Below are 13,223 nucleotides of genomic sequence, written 5' to 3'. Positions count from 1 at the left end.
TTTATGATTGATACAACTCCTTTACTGTTTGAACGTCTACTGCTTGAATACTATAAAATGAACCAGAGGATTGCATGACAGATTTTTCTTCATTGTGTTCTAATCCAATCGCATGTCCCAATTCATGTTCTGCTGTGTTTACGATTCGCTCATAAGAGTAGCCATATTGACTGTTTAATAGATAATAACGATTTAGTCGAACAGTTACATTTGTAAAACGCTTGGTCAGCAAATTGGTTTTGGATTCTGCTTCGCCTGCCGCACTGACAGTGCTATTATTCATCTCTGTAGCTACAATATTGGCTTGATTTTTATCATTTACAATCTGGAAAGTAAAGGCACCCGTTTGATTCCAAGCACGAATAGCTTCCTGATAAGCTGAGCGAAATGTTTCGTCTTGTGTCTCTATATAAACCGTAGCACTTGCTTTATCCCACCGAACACCAGAGGCTTGATGAACATGATCGTCCGATAACCGCTTGGTTAGGTCTTTCACATTTTGCCTGACACCTAGCTGACTATCTTGTCCACTTACGTATCGATAAATTTGGTTCACATCTTGCTGAAGCCCTGTCGCAAAATTGCTTTTAGAAGGACTCACGATATACAATATTCCCACAAAAATAAGTGCTGTCGATGCAACTGTGTAAACCAATCGCCAGAGCAATCGAAATAACCTTGAAATCAATCGAAACAAAAATCTCATACTCTCCTCCTAATCTAAAAGATAAAAAGTAAGTATAATGAGATTCACTTAAAAAATTCTTAAAATAAACGGTTGTAAAAGAAATAACAAATCGCTGATAAGAAAATGTAATTGCTTATCAAACATGATAATGGCAGATGCTGCGCTCAGGACAGACGTTCTTCTACTTCAAAATCAATTGGTAGCCATTTAAGAAATTCTTCTAACTGCTTTTCCCAATAATACCACTCGTGCTTCCCTGGAGCATGATGATACGTAATATCTAAACCACACTCGCGTAATTTTTTGACGGCTATTTCATTTGCTTGATAGAGAAAATCTTGCTCTCCACACCAAGCATAGAATTTAGTTCTTTTATCTGACTTCTTTACCATCGTTGTTAGAAAATGTTGCTCAACACCAGCTGCTTTCAAATCACCAAACACACCTTGCCAATAGCTGAGGTTCCCACCAGGTAATTCTTCCATATCTATATCATCAAGACCTATCCCGATTGCCCCAGAAAATGATCCCGCATAAGAGAATCGATCCGTCATCAAAGCAATTTTATAAGCCCCGTAACCTCCCATAGATAAGCCAGCAATAAATGTTTTTTCACGTTTTCGACTCATATTTGGAAAGAAACGTTGCATGACTTCAGGCAGTTCTTTGGCTATAGCATCATAGTATTTTAATCCATAAGTAGTATTCGTGTACCAAGCAAGATCTGTTGACGGCATAATGACAATTAAATTTGTATGGCGCAATAAACGCTCAATATTGGTCCGCTTTCGCCACGAATTTTCATTGCCGCCCATTCCATGCAAAAGGTAAAGAACGGGAATATCAGTGTCTGTCACCTGATTAGGAGCCACTGCATCTGCATCAGGATAGATGACATTGACACGACGCTCCATTTCTAGTACTGTTGAGTGATACTCTATTTCAAAAAATGCCATTTTATCTCCTTTTCCTATAAATGTAAGAAAGGGGCTGGAACATGTGTCCTGACCCCATTATTTTTTGCTATATAAAATGTACTAATTTAGCCAGCTTAACGTACTTCCATTACAACGGGTAAAATGGCTGGACGACGTTTGGTTTGCTCAAAGAGGTATTTCGCAAGACTGTCACGTACAGCCCCCTTCAATTCACCCCAGTCAAAATTATCTTTCGCAAGGTAATCTTCAACTGTATTATTGATTAAATCAGCACTTTCACGTAAAATATCACGACTTTTCTTGACATAAACAAATCCACGCGTGTGAACTTTTGCTTTTGAAATAATCTTCTTGTCACGACGGTTCACTGTAATAGCTACGATAAAGATACCATCTTCAGACAGAACTTTGCGGTCACGAAGAACGATATTCCCTACATCACCAATCGCATTTCCGTCAATCATGACATCGCCAGCAGGGACTGCACCAGCAAGTAAGAAATCTCCTTTTTCATATTCCATAATGCTACCGCGTTTTGGAATAAAAATGTTTTCTGGCAACATTCCAACAGCCATTGCAGCTTTAGCATGCGCTGCTAATTCACGATATTCTCCTTGAATTGGGAACAAGAATTTTGGTTGCAAGAGATTTAACATCAGTTGCAAATCGCGCTCATTTCCATGACCAGACACCCGCAAATCTTGCGTAATCAATTTAACAACACCACCAGCTTGATAAATCATATTTTCTACGCGCGCTACCAAGGCCTCTTTTGCGATAGACGGTGTTGTAACAATGTAAATCAAATCACCTTCTTTGATTTCTACATAGCGGTGACGACCAATAGACATTTTGCGCAAGCCATTGATAGGCTCACCCATTCGACCAGTTTCCAAAATGATCAATTCATGATCTTCAAATTTAGACATTTCTTTAGGTTTAATCAGCAAACGCTCATCTACAAGTGATAATTTCTTCAAGCGAATAGCCGTCCGAACGATATTTTCAATGTCAAACCCAGTCAGCACAACACGACGACCTGTCTTAGCAGCGGCTTCAAAAACCTGTTGAATACGCGAGAGATTACTTGCAACTGCTGCAACTATGACGCGTCCATTCCAATCACCAATCGTATCGGTGATTTCTTTGCCGACTTCACTTTCACTTGCCACTTGAATACTACTATCTGCATTTGCAGAATCACTAAGAAGAGCTAGAACGCCTTCTCGACCAATTTCTGCTAAACGCGCAAAATCTGTTGCATAAGACTGACTAGCCGTTTGGTCAAACTTAAAATCACCCGTATAAACAATATTTCCTTCAGACGTTTTTAAGACAATCCCTAGACTCTCTGGAATGGAGTGCGTTGTTTTAAAGAAAGATACAATGGTACCTCCAAAGTCAATCTCTGTATCTTCATCAATCACATGAAAATCATTGAATTTTTTAACCGTATCATTTCCTTTGACAAATAGCTTAGCCAGTTCAATCGTTAATTCCGATCCAAACACAGGTACCTTTGTTTCCGCCAACAAATAAGGCAGGGCACCAATCGCATCTGCATGTCCGTGTGTCAAAAAGACCCCTGCAATGCGGTCCTTATTTTCAAATAAATAGTCCATATTTGGAATGACAAAGTCCACACCAAGCTGTTCATTTTCCGGATACTTTAGTCCGACATCAAGGATAAAAATAGATTCATCCACTTCAGCGATGTAAAGATTTTTTCCATTTTCACGTACACCGCCCAAAGCAATCAATTTAATATTGCTCATTGATTCTCCTTTTCATATTTTTCTTACTAACGGCCCTTGGCTTCCCAAGTCGAATTACAGTTTTGCAAGTATTTTGCATATTTTATTTATTATACTACTTTTCATGATTTTTTTCAAAGAGGAGAGCATACAAAAAAACTCCTAGTTACTGTATTTCTACAGAAAGCTAGGAGCCGTCTCTATTTGCTAATAAGTGATAGATAGACTTTCAGAAAATAACTTTCTGAAAAGAGATTCTTATGATGATTCCATCGTTATTTTATTAAAGAATGATTTTCTTGTCCACAATATATCAAAAACAAGTTTATTCATCTAAAACAATAGTGGTTTTTTACCAAAGCGTGAAAATCATTAAAAAGCTTTTATCGACTACATCAAATAATATTCTTCTTTATTCTTTCACTGCGTTCTCAATACGCGATGCAGTTCTACAAACCACTACATGCTATCTTCAGAAATATTATCAAATACCTCCAATTAAGAAAAACAATTAGCAAATAGAAACTAATACATCATAAACGATTTAAAATATGAACGTTCTGATACCCATTGGAATCAGTCCTTTCTTATCTTTCTTTAATTATATTGTACACCTTCTTTTTTGAAAAAGCAAGCGTTTACATTGAGATTTTTAAAATATTTTTTACAAATGAAAAGAGGTAGAAATATAATTCCAACCTCTTTTTCAAAGTGAATTTTATGCCCGAACCGTGACACTTGTTCCGTCCTCTTTGTAAAGATTTATCAGCCCCTCCTTACGACTACGTACCATGTCTCCTGGATAAACTGGATGTGGCAAGGAAATCGTCAATAGTTCCATCGGATTAGGAGCTCGATCAATTTTATTTCCATCTGAATCATATAAATCTGTAATGACTGCATCAAAATGACGGAAACCAGGACCATAAAACTCAACTGGGTCGCCCTCGTTAATGACATTTCGTTGCCGAATAGTCGCTGTTTGCGTATCAGGGTCATAAGCCACCACTTCTGCCACAAATTTATATTGCGGAATTTTGCGGCGTGCTCCAAAAAGCTGCTCATTTTCAGTTGGTGTATGATAGTAAAATCCCGTTGCCAACTCACGCTGCGCAACTTTCCACATTTCATCTACTAAATCTTGCTTGATTGCTTCAAAGTTTTCAGGACTTTCAAGATAAGCATCTACTGCCGCCTTGTAACAATTTGAAACAGTGGATACATAGTGAATGGACTTCATGCGCCCTTCAATTTTCAAGCTGTCCACCCCATTTTCAATCATATCTGGAATATGGTCAATCATGGACATATCCACAGCCGACATAGAAAATTCTTCTGGAATTTCGCCTTTTAAGCTCTTGCGCTCTTGTCCAAAGGGCATATCGTAGAGATCATATTTCCAGCGGCAAGATTGAGAGCAGCCCCCACGATTGGCATCCCGCATGCTCATATGATTGGACAAAGTACAACGTCCTGAGTAGGAAATACACATAGCACCGTGAACAAAAGCTTCAATCTCAACATCGGTATGTTTGCGGATTTCTGCCAATTCTTCCATGGAAACTTCGCGCGCCAAAACGACACGTGTCAACCCCAAATCTTTCCAAAATTCCAAGGTTTCATAGTTTGTTGCGCTAGCTTGTGTTGACAAGTGTACTTCCAAACCCGGCGCTTCTGTACAAGCAATGGCAATCAAAGCTGGGTCAGATACGATAACGGCAGAAATGCCAATATCCCGCAAAGTGCGGAACCATTCCCCAGCTCCTTCTTCATTGCCTTCGTGGGTTACCATGTTCGCAGCCACATAGACTTTTGCGCCATGTTCACGAGCAAATTGAACGCCCTCTTCCATTTCTTCAAACGTAAAATTTCCAGCACGACTGCGCAAACCATAGGCTTGTCCGCCAATGTAGACAGCATCCGCTCCATAGCGAATGGCGACTTTTAATTTTTCCAACGTTCCAGCAGGCGCCAGAACTTCTGGTCTTTTCAAAGTTTTTGTCATATTCTCGCTCTTTTCTATATTCTAATACTTAGCCTTTTTATTTTATAGCAAAAAGGGCTTGAAAGCAAACTAAAGGTAGCAGATTGTGAATGTTAAACAAGCAGTCACAACTCGCGACCACCTGCGTCCCTTATTTCACCTGGTCTGGATCATATTCATAAAATCCAGTATCCAAGAAACGATTTTTGGGATGCAATTGATGAATCTGCTCATCCAAAAGGAAAGCCTGATCATGTGTAAATTGATTGGTCTCAATCAGCTCACGCGCTTGCACAAAGAGTTGGGCAATTTCAACAAAATTGTGTCCTGGCGTGTAAATGCCTTCTAATTTCCAATGTGTAAAGCCATGTTCTACCAACTCTCCAAGTTTCGTCATCATATCCAAATCATTATTTGCAAAAATATGCGTCCCATGATTGTCCTCAAAAATAGAATAATGGCTATCTGGGTCACTCGGCTCTGCAAGGAATAAATCACGCTCACGACTCTTTTCGTCATCAATATGAGTGAAATTATAATAATTCTGCAAAAGCGGTCGCTTAGAATGATGAATGACGCTAGCACCATAGACTAGTATCTCAACAGGAATTTCTAACACTTCCTGCATTTTAAACAATTCTGCCGATGGAATTTCCCGTGCTAAAACAGCCTCAGAAGCGCCAGCTTTTTGCCCCCAGAAGTTCACTTGACGACTGCTAGCAACCATAGTCGAGGCATCATAAATCGTCTTAAACGGATAACCATCGCGTTTTAACACATAAAAGACACCGGCATCTCCCACAGTAATATAATCCGCCTGAATATCCACTAAAAAATCAAGAAATGGCTTGATTTTATTCATCATTTCCTGATGCATCAAAGCATTGACAGCAACTGTCAACTTTTTGTCCGCCTCATGTACAAGGGCTGCAATCTGCCGCAATTCATCATAAGAAAAAGCATGGGGTAACCGAAGACCATACTCCTTTTCACCTACATAAATGCGATCTACGCCTGCTTCTAAAAGCTCTTTTACTTGTTCAACGCTCTCAGCTGTCGCTGTAATGATAATCTTTTTCATAGCAAAATTATAACATATTTTTGATTTCTCTTCTATTTTTTAATTTGAAAAGCATTTTTAGCCTTTTTGTAACCGTTATGTAATATTTATCTAATTAAAATCATGATAAAATAAGAGAGTACTGTAAGGAGAGAGAACATGACCGCAAGAAAATATCAGTCCTATCAAGAGGACTACGCTTATCTAGAACAAGAACAATATCCCCTTTATCAAGATTATATTCCTGAAGCAAAAACAAATCCAAATCTGAAAGAATTGCTATTTTTTGTCAATATTGCTACATTTTGTATCTTGACAGTTTTGTTTAGTTTTTTGTTTTTGTCAATTAAAGTAAATACATTTCTAGCCTTTACTTTGGCAATCGCTGTTAGCTTAGTGTGTATCAAAGTGCAGCAAACATTTATTCGTCGAAAAAGAAATAAATAGTTTTGGGATTGAAGTGCCTGCTTTTTCAAAGGCACTGTTTTTATTGTGATGCAAATCGATTCAGTTAAACAGATAAAAAAATTGAGGTATTAATCCTCAATTTTTTTATCTTCGTTTTCCATTTCTGTTTCCTCAGTTTCTGTCAAATCAATGACAATGTCCTCAGGAGAATCTTCTTTTTCTGCTGATTCTGGAGCAGTTTTTTTTAATTCTTCTGGTGAAATCCCTTCTGGCGCCATTTTTTCTCGCCATTCTTGAAATTTCTCTTGTGAAAATTCAACTACTTGTGTCGTCGCTTCTTTAACAGAGCCAAGAATTGTTTCACCTGTAATTTCTCCACTCTCAACCTTTTCTTTAGCTTGGTTGACAACTTCGACAGCTTGATTAGAGAAATGATTGGCTTTTTGTACTACTTGATCTTTAACATTCTCTGGATTTTCTTTGACCTCATTCATGAAATCAGAAACTTTGACTGTCACTTCTTTTCCTTTTTTACTAGTGAGGAATACAGCTGCAGCTGCTCCAGAGAGTGTTCCTAAAAGGATTGATGAAAATTTACCCATAATAAACCTTCTTTCTTATTTTTTAAATAGTTTTGTAATCATCCGTAAGATCGATAAAGTTGTGCCAGCTTTTACACTATTTTTACCTGCTGTAGCAGCTTTTTTACTCAAATGACGAGCAGAATCATTTAAATCTGAAACTGACTCTGACAAATCTGCAACTGCAGTGAAAAGTGGATCAATTGTTGTCATTTTCCCGTTAATATCATCTGCTAAAACATTCACTTTAGTTAACAATTCATTTGTTTGATAGAGTGTCACATTGACATCCGTTGTCAATACCTGAATTGTTTTTTCTGTTTCATCAACGACAGTTGAGATTTTCCTGACTAAGAAAATCGTGTAAACAATCAAAGCAATCAAAGCAAGGGCCACTAAACTATAAGCAATTTCAAGCATCTTTTTCTCCTAACTTTTTAATAATAAGGGGTATCTACTTTTTTTCTTTGGTAAATGATAAGAATAATTCCTGCGACCACTAGAACAGCAGACAACCATTGTGACACACGCAAGCCCGCAAACATGAGACTATCTGTTCGCATGCCTTCAATCACCATGCGACCTATTCCATACCAAATAAGATAAAATCCAGTCATTTCTCCACGTTTGAGGAAATTTTTCTTTCTTCTCGCAACCATCACTAAAGCAAATCCTAACAAATTCCAAACCGACTCATAAAGGAAAGTTGGTTGCCGATAATGCCCATCAATATACATTTGGTTGCGCATAAAACTTGGCAAGTAATCCAAACGTTTAACAATCGCTCCGTAAGCCTCTTGGTTGAAGAAATTGCCCCAACGCCCAAGACTTTGAGCAATCATTACACCTGGAACAGCAATATCTAAAAAGTCTAGTGTGTTAATAAATTTTTGTTGGGAGAAGAAATATAAGACAATCGCTCCAGTAATTAAACCACCATAAATAGCAATTCCCCCGTGCCAAATAGCAAAAATCTCAGCAGGATTTTTAGCATAATAGTTCCAGTCAAAAATGACATAGTAAATGCGAGCCCCAACGATCGACAGAGGAAATGCAACAAGAATAAAATCAAGAATGTCATCTGGAATAATCTTTTTCCTTGGTGCTTCTTTCATAGCTAGATAGACAGCTAAAATCAAACCTGTCACAATACAAATCGCATACCAACGAATACTAAAAGGCCCTATCTTAAATGCAATTGGATTAATCATGAGCCACCTCATTTTTACTAATAAGATTGGTTAAGCGTTCCTCAAATGTCTTCGTTGCATCAAAGCCCATTTCTTTTGCGCGGTAATTCATCGCTGCCGATTCAATCACTACCGAAATATTGCGACCCGTTTTCACAGGAATGCGGATTCTTGGAATAGCCACACCTGATACTTCAAACTCCTCACCATTGTTTCCCAAGCGGTCAAATGTTTTATTGACATCATAATTTTCCAGATAAACAGCCAACTGAACCTGTGATGAATCTTTTACAGCACTTGCCCCATAAAGGCTCATAACATCAATAATCCCAACGCCACGAATCTCAAGTAAATGGCGCAAAATTTCAGCTGGCTCACCCCAGAGAGTCATTTCATCTTTCGCGTAGATATCCACACGGTCATCTGCGACTAAACGATGCCCGCGTTTAACTAGCTCCAGTCCAGTTTCGCTTTTTCCAATTCCGCTATCACCTTGTATCAGAACACCCATGCCATAAATATCCATTAGAACGCCATGAATACTGGTTCGTTCAGCCAAACGTGAATCTAGATAGCTAGAAATTTCACCTGATAAACGACTCGTCGGTGTGCGGCTGCTGAGAACAACAATTTTATTTTCCTTTGCAGCCTTCAACATCTCATCAGGTACTTTCAGATCACGCGCCACAATCATAACAGTGTCTCGTTCAAACATTTTCCGTAAAACCTGATAGCGATTGTGAGAGGTCATCTTCATCAAGTAAGACCATTCTTTCATTCCCATTAGCTGGATACGTTCTGGTGTGTAATAGTTAAAATAACCTGTCATTTCAAGTCCAGGACGAGAAATATCAGATGTTGTAATCTCTTTTTCCAACATTTTCTCATCACCATAAACCACATTTAATCTGACTTTTTTTAATAGATCTTTGATCCTTACAGCCATATTTTTCCCCTTTGATAATTTCTTTATCTATTATAGCAAATTTTCAGACTAAAAGAGAGTTTCATCTTTGATTTTGCAAAGAAAATGGATTCAAACATCTGTAGTACCCATCAATCCTCTGACTGAATCATTTGTTCTACAATTTGTTTTTGATTTTGAAATACAGGATACCGATCCATAAAATATAGAAGCTCACTAGACTTCAACCAAATGTGACCATCCGTTTCACTCTCTTGATACCTCACCGTTTTCTCTGCCACGATGGCCTCATAAAAATCAAAATGACAGCGATCGTTAGATGACGTCACTTTCTCAATCAGTTGTAGTTCTCTAGGAATTAGACCAGTTTCTTCCCACAATTCACGATAGGCTGCGGTCATGCTATCTTCACCAGCCAGCACACTTCCCCCTGCACCAAACTCATAATAATTAGGATGAATTTCTTTTTTTGGACTGCGGTGCATTAAGAGAAATTCCCCATCTATATGACGAACAAAGACATTGACACAAAGATGGTACTTCCCTTCCGGAATCTCTTCTCCTCTGAGCAATTTATATCCAACTTTTTCCCGATACTCATCATAAGCATCCCAATATTCCATCTCTTCTCCTTCAAAAATAAGAGAGTCCATTTCCTGAACCCCTTTTTACATATATAAACAAAGTCTCGTTCTATTATAGTCACCAAAACCAACCATCTTCTTCTTTGATAGCTTCTGCTTCTTTGCGCTTACGAGGTCCTGTTCCATACATTTCTTCTTCCACATCTTCCTTGTAAGGCATCACAGCGGCTAAGATAATATAGATGATAATCCCTAAGCCAAAGTTAAAGATAGTAAATAAAACGAATAAAAAGCGAACAAGCCCAACGTCCAAACCGAATTTGTCAGACAAACCAGCCAAGACTCCTGATACAGCGCTATTTCGACGTAATTTATAAAATTTTGTTTTCATCATCATTTAGCCTCTTTCATTGATACTAAATCTAGTGTAGCACATTTTAGTCATCACGCCATCCGTCCCTAGGCGGATTTCTGATTATTTCTCCAAAATAGTCATAAAGACTGCAACTGTCTGACAAAAATGAGTTTTCCTTGACAACTGCCACAGCAATACTGAGCAGTATTGATCCGTCTTTTTCTATGGTACTGTACATGACAATGCAGGCATTGGTAAATAAGAATTTTTGCAGTTGGTTGTCTTGATAAAGTTGGTGCGTAGCGCAAACCGTTCACAGCTTTCAATAATTGCTTAAAATCTCGATCCTTATGTCGATAGCCTTTCTTTTCAAAATAAAGATGATAGTGACAAAGTTCATGACGAACAATTTTTCGGAAGGTTTCTAAGCCAAACTGTTCATAGATTTTAGGGTTAAAATCGAGATGACCGTCTTTTGGAAAAAAGCGTCCGCCCGTTGAGCGGAGACGCTTGTTCCAATCAGCTTCATGATGAAATTCCTTGCCAAAATCTTCCAAAGAAACTTGTCTAACATAGTTAGTTAGATTCACGCGGTGCCACCAAGGAAAGATTGACCTTTTCTCTTTCTATATCCAATTTATCTACCCAAACGGTTACCAAGTCACCGACAGAGACAACTTGACTTGGATGTTTGACATAGCTGTTGCTGAGCTTAGAAATATGAATCAAGCCATCTTCATGAATACCAATATCCACAAAAGCACCAAAATCAACGACATTACGTACAACACCTTCTAATTTTTGTCCAATTTGTAAATCTCTTATATCAAGAACATCTTGACGAAGAACTGGTGCATCAAACGAATCGCGTAAATCTCGACCTGGCTTGAGCAAGTCTGCAATGATGTCTTTAAGTGTTGCTTCCCCTATTCCCAAGTCAGTAACTACCTTGGCTACATCCAATGACTGTAATTTTTCCTGACCATCTTGATTCAAGTCCTTAATTGCTAGCATTTGGAATAATTTCTCAACAGCTGGATAACTCTCTGGGTGAACACTTGTATTGTCTAAAATATTGTCACTTTCGGGAATCCGTAAGAAACCTGCTGCCTGTTCAAATGCTTTAGCACCCAAGCGAGGCACTTTTTTAATATCTTCACGCGAATGAATCATACCTTCTTCTTCACGATATTTGACAATATTTTCAGAAATCGTTTTGTTCAATCCTGCTACATGAGAGAGAAGAGAAGGACTTGCAGTATTGATATTAACGCCAACCTGATTGACAACGGTATCTACAACAAAATCCAAGCTTTCAGATAATTTCTTCTGACTAACATCATGCTGGTATTGCCCAACACCGATTGATTTTGGATCAATTTTAACCAACTCTGCAAGCGGATCCTGCAAACGCCGGGCAATCGAGATAGCCGAACGTTTCTCAACAGTCAAATCAGGAAATTCATGCCGCGCTAATTCGCTAGCTGAATAAACAGATGCACCACTTTCATTTACAATAACATAGCTGACATTGGGATGAGTTTTCAGCACTTCAGCAACAAACGCTTCACTTTCTCGACTGGCTGTTCCATTTCCAATAGCGATAATTTCAACGCCAAATTGTTCAATCAAGTCTGACAGTTCTCGCTTAGAAGCTTCAATTTGTGCTGCTTTTGCTGGCGGAACAGGATAGATAACCTGAGTTGTCAGCATTTTTCCAGTTGCATCTACGACTGCTAGCTTAGCTCCTGTCCGGAAAGCTGGGTCAAAACCGAGTACTACGCGCCCTTTGAGTGGCGCAATCAAGAGCAGATGACGAAGATTGTCTGAAAATAGCTGAATAGCACCGTCTTCCGCTGTTTCAGTTAATTCTGTTCGAATTCGACGTTCCATAGCTGGAATGATTTTCTTTTTCACTGCTTGCTGGATTGCTTCATGAATGTAGTTATTTTTAATCTTAAACCGTAATTCAAAAAAGCGGATGATTTTTTCTACATTATGTTCAAAACCAACTTTAAGAACACCTAGCTTTTCACCCCGATTTAAAGCTAAGGTCCGATAACCTTGCATATCCGCAATTTTTTCAGAAAAATCATAATAAATTTGAAATACTTGCTTTTCGTCCAAATTTGCATCTTTCAAAGTTGAAACAATGCTTGAATTTTTCAGTATTTCATGATAGGTCCATGCACGCAGTTGGGCATCTTCTGAAATGGCTTCCACCAAAATATCTACAGCTCCAGATAGAACCGCTTCTGCCGTTGGAAATGCTTCACTAGTTAAACCAATGGCTTCTTCTTGAAGATTGCTAATATTTTGTAATATAAGCCGTGCCAAGGGGAAAAGTCCTGCTGCACGCGCAATCGTAGCCTTTGTCCGACGTTTTTCTTTGTAAGGAAGATAAAGTTCTTCCACATCAGCCAACTTTTCAGCTGTTTCAATAGCCGCACGTAATTTATCCGTCAGCTTTCCTTGCTCCTCGATCTTAGCTAACACTGTTTCTTTACGTTCTTTGAGATTTGTCAGGCTTTTATCCAAATCAAGAATTGCCTTGATCTCTACCTCATCTAAATTTCCTGTCATCTCTTTCCGATAACGAGCAATAAAAGGAATGGTATTGCCTTCAGCTGTCAATTCAAGAACTTTTTCAACTTGTTTTTGACTAACATTTAAACTTTGTGCGATTTCAATAATATTTGTTTCCATAAAGAATATTATATCATACCTCTTCCAGTCGTCCAAATCCAATTACTACT

Annotated in this window: 14 protein-coding genes; 1 reads left to right on the top strand and 13 read right to left on the bottom strand. The window is 38.4% G+C overall.

The annotated features are described in order from the left end of the window. Window position 1: 1 nt before the first annotated feature. The 5 genes from HMPREF2963_RS08690 to HMPREF2963_RS08670 form a co-directional block, all read right to left on the bottom strand. Window positions 2–706 carry a matrixin family metalloprotease gene (locus HMPREF2963_RS08690; RefSeq protein ID WP_049492071.1) on the bottom strand — a complete coding sequence of 235 codons (705 nt, stop codon included), beginning with the start codon at window positions 704–706 and terminating at the stop codon, window positions 2–4. Window positions 707–852: 146 nt separating this feature from the next. After that, entirely contained in the window at window positions 853–1,644 is a 792-nt protein-coding gene (locus HMPREF2963_RS08685; RefSeq protein ID WP_070669412.1) for an alpha/beta hydrolase, read from the bottom strand. Between the two features lie 95 nt (window positions 1,645–1,739). Beyond that, the gene (locus HMPREF2963_RS08680) at window positions 1,740–3,401 is read right to left on the bottom strand and encodes a ribonuclease J (protein WP_006270681.1); all 1,662 of its coding nucleotides are present in this window, start codon (window positions 3,399–3,401) and stop codon (window positions 1,740–1,742) included. Between the two features lie 697 nt (window positions 3,402–4,098). Continuing rightward, window positions 4,099–5,385, bottom strand: a complete 1,287-nt coding sequence (locus HMPREF2963_RS08675) for a peptidase U32 family protein (protein WP_070669411.1) — start codon at window positions 5,383–5,385, stop codon at window positions 4,099–4,101. A gap of 130 nt (window positions 5,386–5,515) precedes the next feature. Continuing rightward, entirely contained in the window at window positions 5,516–6,445 is a 930-nt protein-coding gene (locus HMPREF2963_RS08670; protein WP_070669410.1) for a peptidase U32 family protein, read from the bottom strand. A gap of 138 nt (window positions 6,446–6,583) precedes the next feature. Here HMPREF2963_RS08670 and HMPREF2963_RS08665 point away from each other — a divergent pair, with 138 nt between their 5' ends. Continuing rightward, complete coding sequence (locus tag HMPREF2963_RS08665; protein ID WP_020997851.1) at window positions 6,584–6,871, top strand: DUF3270 domain-containing protein; 288 nt, start codon at window positions 6,584–6,586, stop codon at window positions 6,869–6,871. An 89-nt stretch (window positions 6,872–6,960) separates the two neighbouring features. Here HMPREF2963_RS08665 and HMPREF2963_RS08660 read toward each other — a convergent pair whose 3' ends face one another. The 8 genes from HMPREF2963_RS08660 to HMPREF2963_RS08625 form a co-directional block, all read right to left on the bottom strand. Then, the gene (locus tag HMPREF2963_RS08660) at window positions 6,961–7,434 is read right to left on the bottom strand and encodes a YtxH domain-containing protein (protein ID WP_020997852.1); all 474 of its coding nucleotides are present in this window, start codon (window positions 7,432–7,434) and stop codon (window positions 6,961–6,963) included. A 15-nt stretch (window positions 7,435–7,449) separates the two neighbouring features. Next, on the bottom strand, window positions 7,450–7,833 hold the full coding sequence (locus HMPREF2963_RS08655; protein WP_020997853.1) for a DUF948 domain-containing protein: 384 nt from the start codon (window positions 7,831–7,833) through the stop codon (window positions 7,450–7,452). Window positions 7,834–7,850: 17 nt separating this feature from the next. Continuing rightward, window positions 7,851–8,624, bottom strand: a complete 774-nt coding sequence (gene lgt, locus HMPREF2963_RS08650) for a prolipoprotein diacylglyceryl transferase (protein ID WP_006270687.1) — start codon at window positions 8,622–8,624, stop codon at window positions 7,851–7,853. Beyond that, window positions 8,617–9,549: an HPr(Ser) kinase/phosphatase gene (hprK, locus tag HMPREF2963_RS08645; RefSeq protein WP_070669409.1), complete on the bottom strand. Its 933-nt coding sequence runs from the start codon at window positions 9,547–9,549 to the stop codon at window positions 8,617–8,619. The genes lgt and hprK overlap by 8 nt, the downstream gene beginning before the upstream one ends. A 110-nt stretch (window positions 9,550–9,659) precedes the next feature. Next, on the bottom strand, window positions 9,660–10,181 hold the full coding sequence (locus HMPREF2963_RS08640) for an NUDIX hydrolase (protein ID WP_070484553.1): 522 nt from the start codon (window positions 10,179–10,181) through the stop codon (window positions 9,660–9,662). 49 nt (window positions 10,182–10,230) lie between these two features. Next, window positions 10,231–10,503 (bottom strand): PspC domain-containing protein, encoded by a 273-nt coding sequence (locus tag HMPREF2963_RS08635; RefSeq protein WP_037591159.1) that lies wholly within the window; start codon window positions 10,501–10,503, stop codon window positions 10,231–10,233. A 101-nt stretch (window positions 10,504–10,604) separates the two neighbouring features. Continuing rightward, window positions 10,605–11,057 carry a SprT family protein gene (locus tag HMPREF2963_RS08630; RefSeq protein ID WP_070669408.1) on the bottom strand — a complete coding sequence of 151 codons (453 nt, stop codon included), beginning with the start codon at window positions 11,055–11,057 and terminating at the stop codon, window positions 10,605–10,607. Then, window positions 11,044–13,173, bottom strand: coding sequence for a Tex family protein (locus tag HMPREF2963_RS08625; protein ID WP_070669407.1), 2,130 nt, complete (start codon window positions 13,171–13,173; stop codon window positions 11,044–11,046). The genes HMPREF2963_RS08630 and HMPREF2963_RS08625 overlap by 14 nt, the downstream gene beginning before the upstream one ends. Window positions 13,174–13,223 lie beyond the last annotated feature (50 nt).

This window comes from Streptococcus sp. HMSC067A03, from assembly GCF_001814295.1.
Taxonomy (GTDB): domain Bacteria; phylum Bacillota; class Bacilli; order Lactobacillales; family Streptococcaceae; genus Streptococcus; species Streptococcus constellatus.
The sequence above is the reverse complement of the archived record's forward strand: the minus strand, read 5'-3'. Positions and strand labels throughout refer to the sequence as shown.

What these genes read in the sequence shown, in the direction of transcription:
- hprK (WP_070669409.1), bottom strand. Translation starts at nt 9,549, where the DNA reads ATGGCTGTAAGGATCAAAGATCTATTAAAAAAAGTCAGATTAAATGTG.
- HMPREF2963_RS08625 (WP_070669407.1), bottom strand. Translation starts at nt 13,173, where the DNA reads ATGGAAACAAATATTATTGAAATCGCACAAAGTTTAAATGTTAGTCAA.
- HMPREF2963_RS08660 (WP_020997852.1), bottom strand. Translation starts at nt 7,434, where the DNA reads ATGGGTAAATTTTCATCAATCCTTTTAGGAACACTCTCTGGAGCAGCT.
- HMPREF2963_RS08665 (WP_020997851.1), top strand. Translation starts at nt 6,584, where the DNA reads ATGACCGCAAGAAAATATCAGTCCTATCAAGAGGACTACGCTTATCTA.
- HMPREF2963_RS08675 (WP_070669411.1), bottom strand. Translation starts at nt 5,385, where the DNA reads ATGACAAAAACTTTGAAAAGACCAGAAGTTCTGGCGCCTGCTGGAACG.
- HMPREF2963_RS08640 (WP_070484553.1), bottom strand. Translation starts at nt 10,181, where the DNA reads ATGGACTCTCTTATTTTTGAAGGAGAAGAGATGGAATATTGGGATGCT.
- HMPREF2963_RS08635 (WP_037591159.1), bottom strand. Translation starts at nt 10,503, where the DNA reads ATGAAAACAAAATTTTATAAATTACGTCGAAATAGCGCTGTATCAGGA.
- lgt (WP_006270687.1), bottom strand. Translation starts at nt 8,624, where the DNA reads ATGATTAATCCAATTGCATTTAAGATAGGGCCTTTTAGTATTCGTTGG.
- HMPREF2963_RS08690 (WP_049492071.1), bottom strand. Translation starts at nt 706, where the DNA reads ATGAGATTTTTGTTTCGATTGATTTCAAGGTTATTTCGATTGCTCTGG.
- HMPREF2963_RS08670 (WP_070669410.1), bottom strand. Translation starts at nt 6,445, where the DNA reads ATGAAAAAGATTATCATTACAGCGACAGCTGAGAGCGTTGAACAAGTA.
- HMPREF2963_RS08685 (WP_070669412.1), bottom strand. Translation starts at nt 1,644, where the DNA reads ATGGCATTTTTTGAAATAGAGTATCACTCAACAGTACTAGAAATGGAG.
- HMPREF2963_RS08655 (WP_020997853.1), bottom strand. Translation starts at nt 7,833, where the DNA reads ATGCTTGAAATTGCTTATAGTTTAGTGGCCCTTGCTTTGATTGCTTTG.
- HMPREF2963_RS08680 (WP_006270681.1), bottom strand. Translation starts at nt 3,401, where the DNA reads ATGAGCAATATTAAATTGATTGCTTTGGGCGGTGTACGTGAAAATGGA.